The sequence below is a fragment of the Paenarthrobacter sp. TE3676 genome (assembly GCF_056279165.1).
In genome coordinates, this window is the sequence record NZ_JBWBQU010000001.1 from 389,322 (window position 1) to 410,686 (window position 21,365).

Sequence of the window (21,365 nt, forward strand, 5' to 3'; positions counted from 1 at the left end):
GCCATGAAACGTTGGCTCGGCAAGGCGGAGGTGGTCCTCGGCAACCACAGTGACCGTCTCAATGCGATCAACATCTTCCCCGTCGCTGACGGAGATACCGGAACCAACCTTTATCTCACTGTCCGGGCAGCTGTGGCTGCCCTTGGCGGAACTGCGCCGGACTCCACTGAAACCGGCAACGACGTCGGCGCCGTACTGTCCCGTGCCGGGCAGGCAGCCATGGAGCAAGCCCGAGGCAATTCGGGCACACTCTTTGCAGTGTTCCTCTGCGCCGCTGCCGAGCCCCTGGCCGGGAAAACCCGCCTCAGCGCGCCCCTGCTTGCCACTGCGCTGAACAGGGCACAGATCCGTGCCTGGTCTGCCCTGAGTGAACCTGTGGCAGGCACCATGCTTTCGGTTTTGGAAGCGGCCGCCCATGCTGCTCAAGCCGTGGACGCATCCCAAAGTGGCGACGACAGCAACCATGCATTGGGGCTCTCGCTCGACGCCGTGGTGGAGGCCGCCTACCAAGCCGTCGTCCGGACAGAGGATGAGCTCGCACAACTCCATGAAGCACATGTGGTGGACGCAGGCGGCGTGGGGATGCTGCTGGTGCTTGATTGCCTCCGAGCCGCCGTCCTCGGGGAAGAACTCCAGGAGGAGCTGCTCGACGGCCTCCACGGCTACAAATTGCAGGATCCCCACATCCACGAGCACATGCCGGCCGACGACGGCGTGGAAGTCATGTGCACCATCAACCTCTCGCCCCTGAATGCGGCCATCCTTCGGCAACGCCTGGACGAGATGGGCGATTCCGTCATCATGAGCCAAGTCGGCGGTGCCCAAGGCGCAGATGATGACGACGACGAATCCAGTGTGGAGATCAGTTACCGTTGGCGCGTCCATGTCCACGTCGCCGACCCGGAACCGGCCGTCGCATTCATTCGTTCGCTGGGAGAACCGACTGATATAGCAGTAAGCCAGTTGGCAATACCCCGTGACGACGTGCAGCGCCCGGCTCCCACACAAGAACCAGTCGGCAGCGAATCAGGCCAGCCACGGCATGAATACTGAGCTGGACCTGCCCCTCGAACGCAGGATTGGCAAGCGGTCTGCGGCCGTCATAGACAAGCATTTGGGCCTAAAAACGGCCGGAGCATTGCTGAATTACTTTCCTCGCAGATACTTGAACCGCGGTGAGTTGACGCCCATCAGCAAGCTCCCGCTGGATGAAGAGGTCACGCTGATTGCCCGGGTGCTGTCCAACAGTACCCGCCAGATGAGGGCCCGCCGTGGTTCGATCACCGATGTGGTGGTGACGGACGAAGCCGGTGGTAGCGGTGTTCCAGGTACGTTGAAGGTCAGCTTCTTCAACGGGTTCCGGGCAAAAGCTGAACTCCTGGCTGGTCGTCGGGCCATGTTTTCAGGCAAGGTGACCCGTTACGGTGGAGCCCTCGGCCTGACCAACCCGGACTTCCTTCTGCTGGACGAGGACCCGGAAGCGGAAGGGTCTGTAGACCCCGAAAAACTCGCAGCCATGCCCATCCCCATTTATCCGGCAACGGCCAAGCTGACCAGTTGGTCCATCCACAAAGTGATCACTGCCCTGCTCCAGACCATGGACCTTGATTCCCTGGAAGATCCGCTTCCGGCAAGCATCGTCCGAAGGGACGGCCTGCTCAGTGTCGCTGAGGCCTACCGCTTGATCCATTCACCCGGGATTGCCAAGGACTGGCAACGCGCTCAGGAACGCTTCCGGTACCAGGAAGCCCTGGTGCTGCAAACGGCCCTCGCACGCCGGCGCGCCCAGCTGGCTGCAGAAGAAGCCACTGCGCGCCGTCCGCGCGTGGGAGGTTTGCTCACTAAGTTCGATCAAAACCTGCCCTTTACCCTGACTGCCGGCCAATCCGCCGTCGGAAAGACGCTGGCTGAAGAGCTCGGGCGCGACACTCCCATGAACCGTCTGCTGCAGGGCGAAGTGGGCTCGGGAAAGACGATCGTGGCCTTGCGGGCCATGTTGCAGGTAGTGGATGCAGGTGGCCAGGCAGCACTCCTGGCGCCCACGGAGGTCCTGGCGGCCCAGCATTTCCACTCCATCCGCAAGACGTTGGGTGCGCTCGCCCGCGACCACATCTTTGGCGGTGCCGGCATGCTTGGCGGCGACTCCACCCAGGAAGCCGTTCAAGTGACGCTCCTGACCGGTTCCATGCCCACCGCTGCGCGGAAACAGGCAATGCTGGACGCGGCCTCAGGAAATGCGGGAATTGTCATTGGCACGCACGCTTTGCTGAGCGACAAGACCAGCTTCCAAGACCTCGGTCTGATCGTGGTCGATGAGCAGCACCGCTTTGGGGTGGAACAGCGCGATGCCCTCCGGGCCAAGGCGCAGCGGCCTCCACACTTGCTGGTCATGACAGCCACACCGATTCCCCGCACGGTGGCCATGACGGTATTCGGTGACCTCGAGACCTCCATCCTTGATGAGCTTCCGGCCGGGCGTGCGCCGATTTCCACTCACGTCGTGGGGCTCGCGGAGAATCCGGGCTGGGTGGACCGAATATGGAAACGTTCCCGCGAAGAAGTCGATTCGGGTCACCAGGTTTACGTGGTGTGCCCCAAGATCGGCTCCGACGACGACGGCGACTTCAGTCCGGGCGAAGCGGAACCCAGCGATGCCGACCTGGCGGACGAAGGCCCGGCGCGGGAACTCGCATCGGTGACCGCCGTCGTCGAAAGCCTCCTGCAGGAGCCTTCACTGGCTGGCGTCCCGGTAGCGCCGCTCCATGGGCGGCAGGATCCGCAGGTGAAGTCAGAGACGATGGCCTCCTTCGCCTCCAACAACACCAAAGTGCTGGTGTCCACCACTGTCATTGAGGTGGGCGTCGATGTCCACAACGCCACCCTCATGGTGATTCTCGATGCCGACTGCTTTGGAATCTCACAGCTCCACCAGCTGCGTGGGCGGGTAGGCCGCGGAGGTTTGCCCGGCACTTGCCTGCTGGTGACCACGCTGGAACCCGGCCACCCGAGTCGTCGCCGGCTTGATGCCGTGGCTTCAACGACTGACGGCTTTGAGCTGTCCCAGGAAGACTTGAAACTCCGCCGTGAAGGCGACATTCTAGGTGCTTCGCAATCCGGCGGACGCTCCACCCTGAAGTTGCTCCGTGTACTTGAACACGAAGACATCATTGCCCGCGCACGTACCGACGCCCAAGGCCTGGTGTCGGAAGACCCTGCCCTGCAACAACAGCCGGCACTTGCCGCCGCAATAGATGATTATTTGAACCCGGAGAAGGAGGCGTTCCTTGAACGCGGTTAGAGATCCATGGAAGCGCGCTCATGGAGAATCCCTGTGAGCCGGATCATCGCCGGAGTTGGTGGCGGGAACCCGCTGGCCAGCGTCCCGGGAACGGCCACGCGTCCCACCACGGACAGGGTCAAGGAGGCGCTCTTTTCCCGCCTGGAATCCTTGGCAGTCATCGACGATGCCCGGGTCCTGGACCTTTATGCAGGCTCTGGATCCTTGGGAATCGAAAGTGCCAGCCGAGGGGCCCGGACCGTGGATCTGGTGGAGTTCGACGCCAAGGCAAGCGATGTCTGCCAGCGCAATGCGGATCTGGTGAACCAACTCCTGGGCGGGAAAAGGGTCTCAGTCCATCGTTCCAAGGTGGAATCATTCCTGGAGCGAGCGGGTAACGCAGACATGTGGGATCTCGTCTTCCTTGATCCGCCCTACCCCTTGGATGAGCCTGCCTTGAGTGCTGTGCTGGCAAAGCTGGGGCCGCATTTGGACGATGCGGCCGTTGTGGTGGTGGAGCGGAGTTCGCGGAGCCCGGAGCCTTTGTGGCCCGACGCCTTGGAAAGTTTCGCCGACAAGAAGTATGGCGAGACCAAGCTGTGGTTCGCTGAGCCGGCCTAGAGGACCGTCTCGTTAGCCTGTAATGCCGTCCAGCTCAACGCCCGTGAGGACGCTGGCGGGGTGGGGGCCACGTGCCAGCAGTTGCGCCGTCCAGTCCGGGGACCACGGTTTGCATGTGCCTACCAGGACGATGTTGCCCGGGTAGCGGCCGGCGAACATTCCCGTCTCAGCGAAGGCGGCGACGTCCGGCATGGCTTGGCGCAGCGCTGCCACCTGGCTACGGACGAGCGTCAGCGCAGGTTCGTCACCCACATTAACGATCAACACCCCATCCGGCCGGAGCCTACTTGCTGCTTCCTCATAGAATTCCCGGCAGGCAATATGGGCTGGGGCCTCCGGCCCGGAGAAGATATCGAGAATCACGACGTCGAACATCACCTGCGCGGGAAGCTCTGCCAGGGCGTCGCGGGCGTCGCCGATGTGAGTGGTCAACGTAGTGCCGTCAGGCATGGGCAGCTTCTGAAGTACGAAGTCCAACAGCTCACGCTCAAGCTCAACGGCGTATTGCTCCGAGCCAGGACGGGTGGCTTGGATATATCGAGCCAGGGTGAGGGCGCCGGCGCCCAAATGCAGGGCGCAGATGGGCATTCCGGGTGCTGCAGCCAAGTCCACCACATGCCCGATCCTGCGGAGGTACTCGTAGAAGATCTCCGAGGGATCGGCCAGGTTCACGTGCGATTGTTCGGCTCCGCCGATGCTGAGTATGAAGCCGCCCTCAACGAGGGTGTCGTTCTCGATGGTGGCGTGCTGTCCCGTGGTTCGGAGGAAGCGCGATGCCTGGGGCTGGCCGGAGCCTCTGGCGTTCAGAGCCGGTCCTTAAGGGTGGCGAGGCGTTCGGCGGCTTCCTGCAGGACGCCGGTCTTCTTGCAGAAGGCGAAACGCAGCAGGCTTCGCGTACGCTCGGCTCCCTCCGGATGGCAGAACACCGGGACCGGGATGGCTGCCACGCCGACGAGCCCTGGCAGCCGCCTTGCGAGGTCAACGGAGTCGCGAATGCCCAGCGGTGCCGTGTCCACGTTGATGAAGTAAGTGCCGCTCGGGTTGTAGACGCCGAAGCCGGCTGCCCGGAGGCCTTGGGCGAGAATGTCCCGTTTGCGGCGCAGTTGATCGGCGATTCCTGTATAGAACTCATCGGGAAGGCCAAGGCCCACTGCGATGGCGCTCTGGAAGGGGGTGCCTGAACTGTAGGTCAGGAACTGCTTCACCGTGCGAACTGCAGCCACCAAGTGTGCCGGTCCGCTAAGCCAGCCGATTTTCCAGCCGGTGAAGGAAAACGTCTTTCCCGCGGATGAAATGGTGATGGTACGTTCGGCGGCGCCGGGCAGCGAAGTAATCGGTAGGTGCGGTACGCCGAAGGTGAGGTGCTCGTAGACTTCGTCGCTGACGATGATGGCGCCGTACTTTGCGGCCAGTTCCACAATCATGGACAGGACGGATTCCGGAAAGACCGCACCCGTGGGGTTGTGCGGGTTGTTCAGGAGGACAACTCTGGTGCGTGTGCTGAAGGATCTTTCCAACATCGCGAGGTCGGGAAGGAAATCCGGGGCCAGCAGGGGAGCGGTGACGTGTTTGGCGCCGGCCATGCCGATGATGGCCCCGTAGGAGTCGTAGAAGGGTTCGAAGGTCAGGACTTCGTCCCCGGGCTGGATGAACGCGAGCAGCGTCGCTGCGATCGCTTCTGTTGCGCCCGTGGTGACAAGGACTTCAGTATCAGGATCCGGGTTCAGCCCGTAAAAGCGCTGCTGGTGGGAGGCGATGGCTTCCCTCAACGCGGGAACGCCTTTGCCGGGCGCATACTGGTTGGCTCCCGCGGCGATGGCGGACTGGGCTGCCGCTTTGATTTCCGCGGGGCCGTCTTCATCGGGAAATCCCTGGCCGAGGTTGATGGCGCCGGTGGACAGTGCCAAGGTGGTCATTTCCTCGAAAATGGTCACTCCCAGCGTTCCTTCGGGGGAGAGCAGGTTGGCTCCCGTGGCCGCCCGCTGCCATGGTGTTGCGTTGGTACCTGCGGTGGTGCCCGCGCTCATATCAAGGGAAGAATTGCTGCCTGCGGATGCCATGTCAGACATGGTATCCCGGCAAAGCCATGGGGTAGGTTCGTCTCATGAGACGCGCGGTATGCCCTGGATCCTTTGACCCTATCCACAATGGACATCTCGAAGTCATCGCCCGGGCCGCCGGCCTGTTCGACGAAGTCATCGTGGCCGTGTCCACCAACTACGCCAAGAAGTACAGGTTCAGTCTTGAGGACCGAATGGAGATGGCGCGGGAAACTTTGGCCTCTTTGCGCGGCATCATCGTTGAGCCGATGGGTGAAGGGCTGCTGGCGGAGTACTGCCGCCACCGCGGTGTCTCAGCCATAGTCAAGGGCCTTCGTTCATCGTCGGACTTTGACTACGAGTTGCCGATGGCCACCATGAACCGCCAGTTGGCCGGCGTCGAAACGGTCTTCCTGCCTGCTGAAGCGCATTACGTGCACCTTTCCTCCACCTTGATCAAAGAGGTCAATGTCCTCGGGGGCGATATCTCCGATTTCGTCCCCAAATCGGTACTGAAGAGGCTCCTTGCTGGCGAGCCGCCAACAGAACCGCCGCGCAAGGGGTAGGCTTGTCGGGTACCTTGCGCCATCGCGCAGAGTTCCCCAAGCTGAAACCACTGCGCGTTCACGCGCGCCCGGCGTCGGTTTGAGTCCTCAAGCGTGATCAGGCTAAGATGGTACGTCGGTCATATGTTCTACAGGAGTTCTCATTAAGCGAGATGCAAGTTCGCCCTTGGCGCTGGTAGTCAAGGACCTTGGACGCAGTCCAGGGACCATGCGGACACTCAACGAGCATGTACCTGCGCCAAGTGACCTTGGTGTGGCGCTCATTGGCGTAAAGGAAGGCTCGGATATCGAGCTGGATCTTCGTCTTGAGGCCGTACACGAAGGAATTCTGGTATCCGGAACCGTAGTCGTCGAAGTAACCGGCGAATGCGGTCGATGCCTGGATCCCCTTGCGTATGACCTTGAGGTCAATGTGCAAGAACTTTTCTTCTATGAAGGTGTTGAGCTTTCAGGCGAAGAAGACGATGAAGAGCAACGTCGAGTCGAGTACGATCTGATCGATCTTGAGCCGGTGTTGCGGGACGCAGTTGTCACTATGCTGCCGTTCCAGCCGGTGTGCCGGGAAGACTGCCAGGGCCTGTGTTCCGAATGTGGAGCGCGCCTGGAAGACGAGCCGGGGCACCACCACGAGGTCATTGACCCTCGCTGGGCTGCCCTAGCTGATCTGGCTAAGACTGACCGGCAAACCGATTAGTAAGTGTTCGTCTAAGAGAGAAATGAGATAGCCGTGGCTGTTCCCAAGCGGAAAATGTCTCGCGCAAATACACGCGCCCGCCGTGCCCAGTGGAAGGCAACTGCCCCCAACTTGGTCAAGACCATCGAAAACGGTCAGGTTACCTACAGCCTGCCGCACCAGGCAAAGGTCGTCACTGACTCTGCCGGCACCGCGCTGTTCCTTGAATACAAGGGCCGCAAGGTCGCAGACGCCTAATCTGCCGTACAGGCTGACTAAGGATGTCTTCAACTGAAGAGCTTCTGAAGCGTCTCGGTGTCTCGATTGACACCGAGACGCTTCGTCTTGCTCTGACACATCGCTCATACGCGTATGAGAACGGCGGGATTCCCACCAACGAGCGCCTCGAGTTCCTCGGCGACTCCATCCTGGGCTTTTCCGTGACCGATTCCCTTTACCGTGAGAACCCCTCGCTGCCCGAAGGTGAGCTCGCAAAGCGACGCTCGGCCGTCGTCAGTACGCGCGCGCTGGCCGGGATTGGCCGGCAAATCGGCGTGGGCGAGTTTATATATCTCGGGCAAGGTGAGAAGCTCACCGATGGCAAGAACAAGGCCTCCATCCTGGCTGACACCATGGAAGCCCTGATCGGGGCCACGTATCTCTCGAACGATATCGAGACCGCGCGGCAACTGGTCATGCGCCTGGTAGGACCGCTCCTCAAGGATGCAGGCGCACTGGGGGCGGGAACTGACTGGAAGACGAGCATCCAGGAACTTACGGCCAGCCGGCAGCTGGGCGCCATTCACTATGCCGTCGAAGGTTCAGGGCCGGACCATGCCCGGACGTTCGAGGCAGTTCTGAACATCGGCGGAACTCCCTACGGTCGGGGCTCGGGCCACTCCAAGAAAGAAGCGGAGCAGGAAGCCGCCGCTGATGCATGGCGTGCCCTGACCGCCCTGGACCCCACTACTGCCGGTCCTGCTTCCTCTTGAACCCAAAATGCCTGAACTTCCCGAAGTAGAGGTAGTCCGCCGCGGCTTGGCCCGTTGGGTCCGTGGCCGAACAATCACCGGAGTGGACGTCGTCGATCCGCGCTCCATCCGGCGACACACACTCGGAACCGAAGACTTCATCGGGAATCTCGAGCAAGCCACTGTCCTGGACGTCGTGCGGCGAGGGAAATTCCTCTGGATGCCCCTGGCCATGTCGAACTCGCCCGAAACCTACCCCGGAATAGCGCCGGCCCCCACAGCAGATCTCCCTAAAGTGGCGCTGATGGCGCATCTGGGAATGAGCGGCCAACTGCTGATGCAGGACCCCGAAGTACCGGATGAAAAGCACCTCAAAGTCAGGATCAGGCTCAGTTCCGCGGATGGTATGCCGGAGCAGCTGCGGTTCGTGGACCAGAGAATTTTTGGCGGCCTGTTCGTGACGTCCCTGGTGCCGACTGTCGACGGCGGCCCTGGCGGCTTGGGCGAAACGCCCCTGCCGGAGATCGCAGAAGAAGCATCGCACATCGCCAGGGATCCGCTTGACCCCTACTTCTCGTTCGACGCGTTTTATCGGAAGATCAGGAGTCGCAAGACAGGGCTGAAACGGGCGCTGCTGGACCAGGCGGTTATTTCCGGCATCGGCAACATCTACGCGGACGAAGCGTTGTGGCGCGCCCGCCTCCATTACGCCAGGGCCACGGACACGCTTCGCCGCTCGGATGCTGAACGGCTGGTTGAAGCCGTGAGAGAGGTCATGAACGCTGCCCTTGCCGCGGGAGGGACTAGTTTTGACTCTCTGTATGTCAATGTCAACGGCGATTCCGGATACTTCGCCCGGTCGCTGAATGCCTACGGGCGTGCTGGTGAAATGTGCGGCCGCTGCGAGGCGACAGGCCTGCACAGCATCATAAAGCGGGAACAGTTTATGAACCGTTCTTCCTATACCTGCCCTGTGTGCCAACCGCGGCCCCGGAATGGACGTTGGTAGGCCCAAAACTGTTCCGGAATCGGGATCGCAATGGCAGACTGTCCCCATGAACAGCTTGGCGCTTCGAATCGCCATCGCAAGGATCAACGCCACCACGATGCGGGTGGCGTCAGTTCTATCCGCTCTCCTTCGTGAAAGCGCCTCCCAACCTTTCGGCAACCCAGTCACCCCGGGTATGCCATGATGGCGCGGCGGTTGGTCATCGCGGGCATTTGCCTTGCTGTGCTGATCGCCGCCGTCGCCATAGTTCTGGACCAGATGGCCGGGAAGCCAGGGCCGTCTGCTGCGCAAGGCACATCCTCTTCCGCTCCGAGTACTGGCTCCAGCATCACCCCATCCGGGGGAGCAACCCCTGGCGGCACGGGAGATCCCACCGGCGATCCTCAGCCCGGCAGCCCGGCGTCGGGGACTGAAGGCAGCGGCATTGGTGAAGGCAGCGGTGAGGGTGATGATGGTCCGTCCACTGCCAAGCCGCTCGAAGTCCTGCCGCCGGTGACTGCCACCCCAACAGGGCTGCCTCAACCATCTGCCCCCGCACCATTGGTCACCACCTTGCCTGACCCCGGCAGCGCAGCCGGCGAAGTGGTTGACGGGTGGCCTGCCGACATTCTGACGTTGCCCGAAGGAACAACGATCGGTTCCACGTCAGTGTCGACGTCGGGTGATGTCCTCCAGGTGGCTGCTGATGGCATCATCGCCAAGCCACAGGCAGAGGTCTTGGCGTCCTTCCGCCAGTCGTTGGTTGCCCACGGGTTCTGGTCTGAGGCTGCGCCGGCCGCACAGGGCGCACTGGCCGAACGATTCGTGCGAGGCGCAGACACGGTCACGGTTTCAGTGTCGACGACAGGCACAGGCAACTCACGCTTCCAGCTTTTGGGCAGCCTGCACACGGCGGCGGACTAGGGGCAGCGATGTATATTTCACTTTCGGACCGGGGTAAACGGGACAAGCCGGAGGGAACAAGAACGGCACTATCGAGCGAAGTGCCGTTCCGTTTGTCTCCGGTCATTCTGTGGCTGGGCATTGTGAGTATGGTCACCGATGTTTCTTCGGAATCAGTCACAGCGATCCTCCCTTTGTACGTGACCGGCTTCCTGGGGCTGTCCACCATTGCCTTCGGGTTCATCGACGGAATCAACCAGGGTGCCAGTGCAATCGTCAGGATCGCGGCCGGCTGGGCTGCCGACCGCAGCGGACACCCCAAACGGATAGCTTTGGCCGGTTACGGATTATCAATGCTTGCGCGGATCGGTTTCCTCTTCGCGGGCGGATTCTGGGCCATTGCGGCGATAGTTACCGGGGACCGGATCGGCAAGGGCATCCGCACGGCACCGCGGGACGCCCTCATTTCAGTTTCAGCACAGCCCGAACACCTGGCCCGTTCGTTCGGCGCTCATCGCATGCTGGACAACATCGGCGCCGCAGCCGGGCCGTTGATCGCCTTCTTCGTGTTGTTGATGATTCCCAACGGTTTCAGCACGGTGTTTGTGGTGTCGCTGGCGTTCGCCGTGATCGGTGTTGCTGTCCTCGCCTTGGTGGTGCCTGACATTAAGGCACATGGCATTAAGGGCATGGAGGAGCGTGAAGGCCGCCGTCTTTTCGCTTTCTCCTGGTCCCATCTGAAGGAACCGGGCCTCGGCAAGCTGCTGATCGCTGCCGGTTTGCTGGGCTTGGTGACCATCGGCGACGGCTTCATCTATCTGGTGCTGCAGGCACGGGATTCTTTCGCAGTCCAGTGGTTTCCGCTGTTGTTCGTAGGCACAAACGTGGTGTTCCTGGCTTTCGCCATTCCGCTGGGACGGCTGGCTGACCGGGTGGGAAAAATCCCGGTGTTCGTGGGTGGGCATATTGCACTGCTGGCAACGTACCTTCTCGCGGCGGCACCTTTTGGTGGGCTGTGGGCGACCGTCGGTTGCCTCATCCTTCTAGGGGCGTTCTATGCAGCCACCGATGGCGTGCTGGCCGCCTTGGCCAGCCAGCTGACACCTCCGGGAAAACTTGCTACGGGCATCGCGTCCGCGCAGACCGTAGTGGCGCTCACCCGGATGTTGGCATCGGCAGGTTTTGGTGTTCTCTGGTATGCGGTTGGTGCCCCATCGGCCATGGTGGTGGCGGGTGGATTACTCGCTTGTGCTGTTGTGGCTGTGGCCTTCATCCTGCGTGGCGCAGGGGTTGCGCCGGCAGGGGACCCGGATGACTCGGGCAACGAGGCATGAGCGGCGCGCTCGCTGAAGGCAAGCTGCGGTGGGGTGCACTCCTGGCCGTCACGGCACTCGTCCTGGTGGCGGCCGGCATATACGCGGTGGCGGCCTACCAGCGTTTTGAAGAAAGCCGCACTGCGGCTTCGTCCGTGGGCATCACGGCGAGCCAGCCGCTTCCAGCAGCGCCCTTCATCCTTTTTCGCAACACAGCATCGGGCCAAGGCTATGGCAACGCGGCCACTGTTCCGTTGGCATCTCCCGATGGCAACCGGGCCGTCAGCGGGCAGGAGTGCGACCGCGTGTACGGAACGTCTGAGAGGGTGGTGTGCCTGAAGACAAACCGTGGACTGGTGACGGCGTTTGAAGCTGCTGTCCTGGACCGCAACTGGGAGCAGCAAAGGGCATGGCCGGTCCCGGGAATACCCAGCAGGATTCGCATCAGCCCCGACGGATCAATGATTGCCACCACCGTGTTCGTCTCGGGCCACTCCTACGCCACGGCAGGCTTTTCCACGGCCACCGAGATCAGCCTTCCGGAAGGCACATCAGGCAACCTCGAGGACTTTGCTTTGATGGTGAACGGCGAAAGGCTTCTGGCTACGGACAGGAATATTTGGGGTGTGACGTTCGCGCCTGGCCAGAGCGATGTTTTCTACGCAACGGCCGCTTCCTCCGGGCGCATCTGGCTGGTTCGGGGGAGCCTGTCCGCGAAGACCCTGACTGCCATTCACGACAATGTGGAGTGTCCGTCCATTTCGCCTGACGGCACGAGGATCGCGTTTAAGAAGAACGACGGCGGGGCGCTGGCCGCACACTGGAAAGTCGCAGTGCTTGAGCTCGCTACGGGACAACAAACCGTGCTCTCCGAGAAGCGCAGTGTTGATGACCAGATCGAATGGCTGGATAACCGGAACCTGCTCTATGGCTTGGCAGCCGATGGCGGTAACGGTGACAGCAACATATGGAAACTCGGAACGGACCCGACCTCACAGCCAAGCCTGTTCATCGCTCATGGGTGGTCCCCCAGCGTCGTCCGCTGAAGGTAGTGGTCCGCTGTAGGTAGTGGGCTCAAAATCGGCTGGTACGTGGAACCGCTGGCGCCCGGCCCGGAGTTCGGGGGTCGGACACCAGCGGAAGTCGCCGTTTACGGCCGGCCGTCAGCAGGTCCGCAGCAACCCGCAGAGAAGCCCGCCGGTTTGTGTGGGACTGGGCGTGGGACTGGGGGTGGCAGTCGCCGTCGGAGTCGCCGTCGCCGTCGCCGTCGCTGTTGGTGACGGCGTTGCGGTGGCGGTGGCAGTCGGAGTAGCTGTGGCGGATGGCGCAGCCTGCTGCTGGGCAGGCGCCGCCGTGGAGTACACGACGTCAACGAAGTAGTTCGTGGCGTTCCAGGAGTTGGTTGGCATCACACCGCCGGATCCGTACCGGTAACGGCCATTGTTCGGGCCAGTGGCCGTAAAGACTCCGCTCGTCCACGTCTGGTTGAAGAAGCCCTGCGTTGAGGAGTAGCGGCCGTTCGGCGCCCGGTAGGACACGACGTAGGTTTGGCCTGTCGCCAGTGCCACTGGTGTGGCCAAGGTGGCGGTTTGCCAGCCCGTGGCCGTCTCGTTGGTGAAGGTTACTTGAGCCAATCGGGTGCCGGCCGCATTCCAGAGGGAGCCCACATGGGTTCCGGTGTTACCGGTCCCCTTGTAGAAGCGGATGCCGGTCACATTTCCCGCTTGGGAGACTGTGAAGGCAGTACCCAGTTCCACAGATAGGAAGTCGGAGTTAGCGGCCACCTGTGGAACCAACGATCCAAAGATTGTGGATTGCTGCATGGTTGGGGCGGCCGTGGTGAATTGCCAATTGCTCGGGGGCAGCGTCTGCCCTTGTGGAGTTGCCACACCTGAGACACTGGCGGAAATCGCAGTGCTGGCCGGCAGTGCAGCCGTCGGCGTGAAGGTAATGGTCTTCGCATCGGCGGACAAGGCAGCCGTCCCGGCCACGGACGAGCCGTTCGCGGTCAGGGTGAACGAGGCGCCGGGCTTTATGGCCGTGGAGAACGTGATGGACGGTTTCACGTCAGTCGGAATGGCCGTTGCACCGGGTGCCGGCACCTGTGCCACCACGCTCAGTGGCGGTGCCGCTACGGTAAATACCAAATCTACGAGGTAGCTTGCCGTGGATGCGGTATTCGGGAAATCCCCGCTGTAGGAGTAAGACCCGGAATCCGGCTCGGTCTTCAGCGGCCCCCTGGTGAAGCCTTCTCCGAATCCTCCGGCCGTGTATGAGTACTTACCTGTAGGCGTCTTGTAGGCGGCCACGTACTCCGTGTCAGCCTGGATGTTCACCGGTTGGCTGAAGGTGGCCGTCTGCCAGCCGGTGCTGGATTCATTGGTGAAGGTGACGGTAGCCAAAACTTGGCCGGCCGCCGTGTACAGGTATCCGGTGTGGGTTCCGGTGTTCCCCGCGGACTTGTAGAAGCGCACGCCGGTTACCTGGCCGGCGGTGTCACTGCTGAACCGGACGCCCAACGTCAAAGGCACTCCATCATTGACTTCGACAGTGGTCGGCGTCACCGTGTCCTCGTACAGGCTGCAGGGGCACGAACCAGGCGTGCCGGCCGGCGGGACAGTGGCGAACTGCCAGGTACCGCCGGACGACATCGGTTGTCCGGACGTCGCCGTCGCAGTCACCGTTGCCGTGTACGTTGTACCGGCCGCCAAGGGGGCCGCCGGAGTGAACGTGACCTTGCGCGTTGCCGTGTCGTAGGCGGTGGTTCCTGAAACCGCAACGCCGGCGGCGGTCTTGAGGGACAGAGCAACGCTTGAGGCAACTGCGGCCTCGGAAAGGACTGCGCTCACGGTCGAGTTCAGTGGGACGCTGGAGGCGTTCGGGATCGGGTTATGACCGCCGACCGTGAACGGTGGCGCCGAAACCATCACCACCACGTCCACCAAGTAGCTGGCGGACGACCGCGAACCCGGGAAATCGCCACTGTACGTGTACGCGCCCGCGTCCGACACAGTCCGAAGGGGTCCAACGCTCATGCCGGACCCAAAGCCGTTGGACGTGGCCGAGTAGGCGCCCGTGGGTGACTTGTAGGACGCAATATATTCAGTGTTCGCCGCAATCTGGACGGGCTGGCTGAACATTGCGGTCTGCCATCCGGAGCTGCTCTCGTTGGCGAAGGTAACTGTTGCCAGCTGCTGGCCCGTGGCCGTGTAGAGGGCGCCCGTATGCGTGCCCGTGTTGCCGGCCGACTTGTAGAACCGGATGCCGGTGACCTCGCCTGCCGAAACACTCGAGAACCGCACACCCAATGTCAGCGGAACGCCATCACGGATCTCGGCAATCCCTGGCGTCACGCTGTCGTCGTAAAGACTGCAGGGGCAGGAACCGGGAACCGGCACCGTCGACGCTGTAGTGAACGTCCAGGTGCCGCCTGAGGTTACCTGGCCGCCTACCGTGTCGGTACCGGCAAGAGTCGCCGTGTACTGCGTACTGAAGGCCAACTGCGACGTCGGAGTGAACGTGGCGCGGCGGGTAGCAGCGTCGTAGGTCGTGGTGCCGGCCACGGGACCGGCAGCAGACCGCAGCGTCAACTGGACGCTGGCGGCGGTGACGGGCTTGGAGAACACCGCGCTGACCTTCGTGGAGACCGCGACGCTTGACGACGACGGGATCGGGGAGTGCCCGGACACCGTCATTGGGGAATTGTCAACGGTGCTGAAGATGGCGTCGGCGAAGTAGTTGCCCCCGTTGAAGCTGGTGGTCGGGAAGCTCTGGGAGGTGCTGTAAACACCCGCGGGTTCAGCGCCAAAGCCCCCCGCAACCGTCAGTGGGGCAGCAGTGGACCCGAAGCTCACCCACTGGAAGTCCTTGGTGGCATAGTGCCCCCGTGGAGCCCAATACGAGACGGTGTACTTCTGCCCGGCGGCGACCGCTACAGGTTGGCTGAACAGCGTGCTCTGCCAACCGCTGGCAGTCTCATTGCTGAATGTGGCGGTGGCCAGGCGCTCGCCGGAGGAACTCCAGAGTGAGCCCGTATGCGTTCCTGTGTTTGCGGTGCTCTTGTAGAAGCGGACGCCGGTGATGAAGCCATCCACCGTGGGAGTGAAACGCAGTCCCATTTCGTACGCGCCCCCATCACCGGAGTCCTGGATCGCGGGAACCGTTTGGCCGAACACGCTGTACGGTCCGCTCAGTACGAGGTTGCGGGTGGTCGGAGCTCCAATGTTGGCGCTGTCGTCAATCGCCCGAACCTGGATGGTGGCATTCGCCAGGCCCTGCTGGATGTAACTGTAGGTCCAGTTCTGCTTGCCCGCGGCGGGGTGCCAAGTGCTGCCGCCGTCCGTGGAAACCTCGACGCCGGCAACCACGCCGCCGGTGTCGGCTGCGGTGCCGCTTACTGTGACTTTGCTGCCATGGGGGATGGTGGCCCCATTGGCCGGGGCGGTAACAGCAACCGTCGGCGCTGTCCGATCGCTGCTGGCGGCCGCGGCCACAAGGCCTGCTGCCCTCGAAGCCGGCTGCGCCCCCATGTCGGCAAGAAGGTTGACTTGGGCTTGGCGCATCCTCGGGTCAGCCGGAGCCCCGTTGCCGTCGTGTTCCTGATCCAGACCCCAGGTCCACTGCACGCTGCCGGCTGAGAACACCAGGGCCCCGCTCGCAGCGCGATACAGCGTGACATTATGGGTGGTGGTTCCGGGCTTCACCGTGTTCCCGTAGTCCTGCAGATATTCAGCTACGCTGCCTACCGTTGTGGACAGGCGGATGAGGCCGGCCGGACGGAAGCCGTTGTCGATGTCCTCGTTCGACTCATACCCCACGGTGTGCGGAGCCAACGCCGCCGACGAGCCTGCCGGCAGGGAAGCCAGAGTGGTATTACGCCATAGCCGCGTCTTGCCTTCCTCGGAGCTGACGGTCACGGGAAGGTCGGAGTAGTTGGACATGTACAGGGTTCCAGTCAGCCCGTTCTCCGGGAGTCCGCCGCCATTGGCCTGTGATGCGAAACGCGGGTCCCGCCAGGTGCCTGTCCACTGCGGGCTGGGGTCGATCTTGCCGTTGGACCACGTCTCCTTGTAGGAGGTCAGCGTGCGCCCGGCTGCGCCATCCACGATTGAGGGTTCGAAACGGGTCCTCCAATACATCTCGTTGCCGGACAAGAACTGCAGGTTGACGCCCGCATCGCGTGCCGCTGCGACGTTGGCGCGCTGTGGGCCGGACCAGTATTCATCGTGCCCCACGGACAGGAACACTTTGTGATTGAGCAGCAAACTCCCGCTGCGGTCGGTGTCGAGCCCGCTGATGTAGCTGACGTCATAGCCGTTTTGCTCCAGGAAGCGGACCATCGGGTACTCGTTGGCGAAGTAAAAGTCCCTGCCGTCGGGCCCGCCGCGGCTGTTCATGGGCCGGTTATAACTGATCTTGTAGGCCCTGCCATTGTCACCGCCCTCATAGAAGCTGGAGCCTCCGTAAGTGTTATAGGCCTGCCATGTGGTGTCACTGGTTTGGAAGACCACGTCCGAGCGGCTGGCGTCTTGGCGGACAACGAACGTTATGTGGCTTTGGCCGCCAGTATCAGGCCTTGTTAGCAAGGCCACATAAACACCGGATACTGCTGTTGCCGGTACTTGCCACGTTGCCGACACACCCCATGTGCCGCAGTCGTACAGCTCCGTGGCGAGGTCGCTCCGGCAGGCAGGTTGGTTCTGGCGCAAGACCGATGGCACAACATCCGCGATCTTGCGCGCTCCGTTGCCGCCGTACCAGCCTGTGCGGTAGATCGCTATGGTGTAGCTCGGCGCATTCGTGGCCACCTTAAAGCGGATGGGCTGGCCGGCATTGACGCTGATCTCGGTCGAGAAGCCTTGAATGCTGTCATCCCCGGCTCCAAGGATGTCCCACTCCGATGGGGGGCTGCCTGGTTTGGAGTTCTCGCAGACCACTGGGTTTACCACGGGGTCGCAAGGCCCTGCCGCAACGGCTGCTGGTGCTGTAAGAGGCAGCAGGGCTGCCACCATGGCAAGCACCAAGGGCACAAGAAACCCTTTGAAGACCCGCTGCGGTTGGGTAGCTGAAGGACCGGGCATGAGAACTCCTGGAGTGGTACGCCGATTGCTAAGACGGGGCCACGCCTTAAGCGCAGCCCCTGCTTGCCGCTCCCCAGCCAGGGTCAAACCAAGATCTTCAGTTATGAAATACAGGATTATCACGGATGGATGTTCCGAAGATCGGGACCGGATCCGGCAAAGACCGAACAGAAGTTCAAGCCGAAGCCGGATCACAGGAACGAATCCGCCAAGTAACCCTTGGCAGGAGTGTAGGGGCGTGGCTTGCCGCCCGCAAGGGCTTACGCCTTCAGATCCGCGGATTTCGCACAAACCGCAGTAGATTTAGTGGATACAGACACCCGGGCCACCCAGGAGAACCGAAGCGCCTTGCACCTGAAAAGTTTGACTGTCCGAGGATTCAAGTCGTTTGCGTCGGCCACGACCTTCGACTTTGAGCCGGGCGTCACTGCCGTCGTCGGTCCCAACGGCTCGGGCAAATCCAATGTGGTGGATGCCTTGGCCTGGGTCATGGGAGAGCAGGGCGCAAAAACCCTCCGCGGCGGCAAGATGGAAGACGTCATCTTCGCAGGTACCTCAGGCCGGCCTCCGCTGGGCCGGGCCCATGTAGCCCTGACAATCGACAATGCGGACAACGCACTCCCCATCGAGTACAGCGAAGTCACCATCTCCCGGACCCTCTTCCGTACGGGTGGGTCCGAGTACGCCATTAACGGCGCACCCTGCAGGCTCCTGGACATCCAGGAACTCCTCTCCGATTCAGGCCTCGGCCGCGAGATGCACGTCATCGTCGGACAAGGCCAGCTGGACCGCGTACTCCATGCCACCCCTGAGGACCGCCGCGGCTTCATCGAAGAAGCCGCAGGCATCCTTAAGCACCGCCGCCGCAAGGAAAAGACTGTCCGCAAGCTGGAAGCCATGCAGGCCAACCTCGCACGGCTCGGTGACCTCACGGCAGAGATACGGCGGCAATTAACCCCCTTGGGCAAGCAGGCAGAAATAGCCCGCCGTGCCCAAACAGTCCAGTTCGATGTCCGTGATGCCCGCGCACGACTTTTAGCTGACGACCTCGTGCAACTGACCACAACCCTTGAAAAGGACGTCGCCGACGAAGCAGCGCTCAAGGAGCGCCGTCAGGTGGTTGAAGCGGAGCTGGGTGCGGGGAGGCGACGCCAAGCTGCCTTGGAGCAACAGGCCACCGAAGCCACACCGCGACTCAACGCAGCACGCGACCATTGGTACCAGCTCTCAGCAAACAGGGAACGACTCCGCTCGCTCGGATCACTGGCCACGGAGCGCAGGAGGCTCTTGGGTTCCTCGGAGGTCAGCCCGGACACGGGACGCGACCCCGAGCAACTCGAACGCCAAGCCGCCAGGGTCCGTGAGGAACAGGCTGCCCTTGAGCACGACATCCTTGCAAAGCAAGCGGCACTCCTGGAAGCCACAGTTGCCAAGGACTCGGCCGAAGCGCTCGCAGCTGCGGAAGACAAACGCTTGACGGCCATGCTGAGGGCAGCCGCCGACCGTCGGGAAGGGCTGGCCAGATTGGCAGGCCAGGTGGCCGCGGCCAGGTCCAGGGCTGAAGCTGCCGAGGCCGAACGTGGTCGCCTCAGGGAATCCCTCGCTGCAGGTGACGAACGGCGCCGCAAGGCCCAGAGCGAGTTCACTGCCCTTGAGTCGCAAGTGGCCGGTGTTGAGGATGGCGAAGAGAGCCTTGACGCTGACTATGAGGATGCCAATGACGTCTTGGACGCAGTCCTCGCGGAAATCGAGGAGCTCAAAGCTTCTGAGCGGGAAGCTGTCCGTGAGCGGGACGCGCTGATGGCACGTCGCGATGCCCTTCAGCTTGGGCTCAACCGCAAGGACGGGTCCGGAAGTCTCCTCACGGCCGATGGCGTGCTTGGACCTTTGGCCGCGCTGGTTTCCATCGAGCCGGGATACGAGGCCGCCATAGCTGCCGCCTTGGGGAGTGCCTCCGATGCCTTGGTGGTTGCCGATCAGGATATTGCTTTAGCAGCCATTGGATTGTTGAAGGATAACGACGGCGGGCGGGCAGCATTGCTTCTAGCCGGCGGTACCGCTGTCAATGCAGACAGCCGTGCCAACCCCGCGCTTCCCGGTGGCAGCCGCTGGGCAGCGGATGTTGTCAAGATTGCTGATCCCGCTGCCCAAGGCGCGCTCGGGCTCCTGGCGCGGACCGCCGTCGTCGATGATCTGGAGGCGGCGGCAGCCTTCATCGCGGAACATCCCGGCCTCAGGGCCGTCACCCGGGAAGGTGACATCCTGACCTCCCTGACCATCACAGGAGGATCTGCCAACGCGCCGTCGCTGCTTGAGGTCCAGGCAGCAGTTGACGACGCCGTTGCCCGGCTTCAGGAGGTCACGGCCCGTCTGGAACGTGGACGGTTCGCCCTGGCCGGGGCCCAGTCCCGCCGCGCTGAGGCGCAGGACCGCGCCGATGCCGCGTTGGAGAGGCTGCACGAATCGGACGCCCGGCTTGCGGCGGTAGCCGAGCGCTTGGGTCACCTTAATTCGGTTCTTCGCAGTGCTGTTGGAGAAAGCGAACGGCTCGCTGCTTCCATGGCCAAGGCTGAAGCCAACATCGCCGATGCTCAACTGGACCTCGAAGTTGCGGCGGAGCGCCTCGCCGCGGCCCAGGAAGCTCCGGACGAGGAACCGTCCACCGACCAACGGGACGAACTCGCTGCCAAGGCCAGAACCGCCCGGGCACAAGAAACGGAGGCCCGCCTTGCCCTCCGCACGTCCGAGGAGCAAGTGGGGGCCATCAGCAACAGGGCTGCATCGCTGGAGCGGGCAGCAGCGACAGAACGCCGCGCCCGTGAAGGAGCCGCCCGCCGGGCCCAACGCCGACGCGCCCAGGCCCAGCGTGCCGCGGCAGTCGCGTCAGCGGTGGAGCAGACCCTCCGGTTCATCGATATTTCGGTGGATTTGGCGGGCTATGATCGTGACCTTGCCGAGCAAAAGCGGGAGCAGCTGGAGAAGGAACTCACCGAGGTCCGCGCTGGTAACGATGCCTTGGCCCGGGAGCTTGCCCAACTTACCGATTCCGTCCACCGGGACGAGATGGCCCGGACACAGCAGCGGCTCCGTATCGAGGCCCTGGAGACGCGGTCCATCGAAGAACTGGGCCTCTCCGCTGAACAACTCATCGCAGATTATGGTCCCGATCAACCGGTTCCGTTGCCTCCTGGAACCACCACCGATAAGTGGGCTGAACTGCGGGCGCCCGTTGATGAGAATGGCGAGGCCATCATTGAGGGAGTTCCGTTCGTCCGGGCGGAACAGGAGAAGAGGCTCAAAAAGGCCGAGCGGGAACTCGCGGCGCTGGGCAAAGTAAACCCGCTCGCGTTGGAAGAGTTCGCCGCCTTGGAAGAACGGCATCAGTTCCTTAGCTCGCAACTCGAGGACTTGAAATCCAGCCGCAAAGACCTGCTGGACATCATCAAAGAGGTGGACAACCGTGTCCAGCAGGTATTCACTGAGGCTTTTGCTGATACTTCCGCCCAGTTCGACCACGTCTTTGCCCGGCTCTTTCCTGGTGGTGAGGGCAGGTTGGTTCTCACGGACCCTGACGACATGCTGAACACGGGAATTGAAGTAGAGGCCCGGCCTGCGGGAAAGAAAATCAAGAGGCTTTCGCTGCTCTCCGGCGGGGAGCGCTCACTCACGGCAGTGGCGCTGCTGGTGGCCATCTTCAAAGCCCGGCCCTCACCGTTCTATGTCATGGACGAGGTGGAGGCGGCGTTGGACGATACCAACCTGGGCAGGCTCATCACCATCTTCGAGGAACTGCGCGAGTCCAGCCAGTTGATCGTGATCACCCACCAGAAGCGCACCATGGAAGTGGCGGATGCGCTTTACGGAGTCACCATGAGGGGCGACGGCGTCTCTACGGTCATCAGCCAGAGGCTCGGTGCCGGGGCATAGCTTTATG

General features: G+C 62.4%; 15 protein-coding genes. 12 read left to right on the forward strand and 3 right to left on the reverse strand.

The annotated features are described in order from the left end of the window. Positions 1 to 3 precede the first annotated feature (3 nt). From ACZ881_RS01935 to rsmD, 3 genes are read left to right on the forward strand one after another with little or no spacing between them, the layout of a single operon-like run. Positions 4 to 1,053 carry a DAK2 domain-containing protein gene (locus ACZ881_RS01935; RefSeq protein WP_476112220.1) on the forward strand — a complete coding sequence of 350 codons (1,050 nt, stop codon included), beginning with the start codon at positions 4 to 6 and terminating at the stop codon, positions 1,051 to 1,053. Further along, complete coding sequence (locus ACZ881_RS01940; RefSeq protein ID WP_476112222.1) at positions 1,043 to 3,298, forward strand: ATP-dependent DNA helicase RecG; 2,256 nt, start codon at positions 1,043 to 1,045, stop codon at positions 3,296 to 3,298. The genes ACZ881_RS01935 and ACZ881_RS01940 overlap by 11 nt, the downstream gene beginning before the upstream one ends. A 33-nt stretch (positions 3,299 to 3,331) precedes the next feature. Continuing rightward, positions 3,332 to 3,898, forward strand: coding sequence for a 16S rRNA (guanine(966)-N(2))-methyltransferase RsmD (gene rsmD / locus ACZ881_RS01945; protein ID WP_370629178.1), 567 nt, complete (start codon positions 3,332 to 3,334; stop codon positions 3,896 to 3,898). A gap of 12 nt (positions 3,899 to 3,910) precedes the next feature. Here the strand turns inward: rsmD and ACZ881_RS01950 are convergent, their stop codons facing one another. Further along, the gene (locus ACZ881_RS01950; RefSeq protein WP_476112659.1) at positions 3,911 to 4,705 is read right to left on the reverse strand and encodes a spermidine synthase; all 795 of its coding nucleotides are present in this window, start codon (positions 4,703 to 4,705) and stop codon (positions 3,911 to 3,913) included. After that, positions 4,702 to 5,925, reverse strand: a complete 1,224-nt coding sequence (locus tag ACZ881_RS01955; protein ID WP_476112661.1) for an aminotransferase class I/II-fold pyridoxal phosphate-dependent enzyme — start codon at positions 5,923 to 5,925, stop codon at positions 4,702 to 4,704. Before ACZ881_RS01955 ends, ACZ881_RS01950 begins: the two co-directional genes overlap by 4 nt. Positions 5,926 to 6,002: 77 nt before the next feature. Here ACZ881_RS01955 and coaD point away from each other — a divergent pair, with 77 nt between their 5' ends. From coaD to ACZ881_RS01995, 8 genes are all read left to right on the forward strand, one after another. Then, positions 6,003 to 6,503: a pantetheine-phosphate adenylyltransferase gene (gene coaD / locus ACZ881_RS01960; RefSeq protein WP_091468145.1), complete on the forward strand. Its 501-nt coding sequence runs from the start codon at positions 6,003 to 6,005 to the stop codon at positions 6,501 to 6,503. Positions 6,504 to 6,669: 166 nt separating this feature from the next. Further along, positions 6,670 to 7,197 (forward strand): YceD family protein, encoded by a 528-nt coding sequence (locus ACZ881_RS01965; protein WP_017199628.1) that lies wholly within the window; start codon positions 6,670 to 6,672, stop codon positions 7,195 to 7,197. A gap of 33 nt (positions 7,198 to 7,230) precedes the next feature. After that, entirely contained in the window at positions 7,231 to 7,434 is a 204-nt protein-coding gene (gene rpmF / locus ACZ881_RS01970) for a 50S ribosomal protein L32 (protein ID WP_011775139.1), read from the forward strand. 23 nt (positions 7,435 to 7,457) lie between these two features. Then, entirely contained in the window at positions 7,458 to 8,168 is a 711-nt protein-coding gene (rnc, locus tag ACZ881_RS01975; protein ID WP_017199629.1) for a ribonuclease III, read from the forward strand. Between the two features lie 7 nt (positions 8,169 to 8,175). Continuing rightward, positions 8,176 to 9,156 (forward strand): bifunctional DNA-formamidopyrimidine glycosylase/DNA-(apurinic or apyrimidinic site) lyase, encoded by a 981-nt coding sequence (gene mutM, locus ACZ881_RS01980; protein ID WP_476112227.1) that lies wholly within the window; start codon positions 8,176 to 8,178, stop codon positions 9,154 to 9,156. A gap of 180 nt (positions 9,157 to 9,336) precedes the next feature. Further along, a complete protein-coding gene (locus ACZ881_RS01985) occupies positions 9,337 to 10,059 on the forward strand; it encodes a hypothetical protein (protein WP_476112229.1) in 723 nt (240 codons plus the stop codon). Positions 10,060 to 10,139: 80 nt separating this feature from the next. Next, a complete protein-coding gene (locus ACZ881_RS01990; protein ID WP_476112663.1) occupies positions 10,140 to 11,372 on the forward strand; it encodes an MFS transporter in 1,233 nt (410 codons plus the stop codon). Next, a complete protein-coding gene (locus ACZ881_RS01995) occupies positions 11,369 to 12,397 on the forward strand; it encodes a TolB family protein (RefSeq protein WP_476112231.1) in 1,029 nt (342 codons plus the stop codon). Before ACZ881_RS01990 ends, ACZ881_RS01995 begins: the two co-directional genes overlap by 4 nt. A 117-nt stretch (positions 12,398 to 12,514) precedes the next feature. On the opposite strand, the gene ACZ881_RS02000 is transcribed toward ACZ881_RS01995, so the two are convergent. Then, on the reverse strand, positions 12,515 to 17,431 hold the full coding sequence (locus tag ACZ881_RS02000) for a DUF4082 domain-containing protein (RefSeq protein ID WP_476112233.1): 4,917 nt from the start codon (positions 17,429 to 17,431) through the stop codon (positions 12,515 to 12,517). Positions 17,432 to 17,779: 348 nt separating this feature from the next. On the opposite strand from ACZ881_RS02000, the gene smc reads away from it, so the two are divergent. Further along, positions 17,780 to 21,358 (forward strand): chromosome segregation protein SMC, encoded by a 3,579-nt coding sequence (smc, locus tag ACZ881_RS02005; protein WP_476112665.1) that lies wholly within the window; start codon positions 17,780 to 17,782, stop codon positions 21,356 to 21,358. Positions 21,359 to 21,365: the final 7 nt, after the last annotated feature.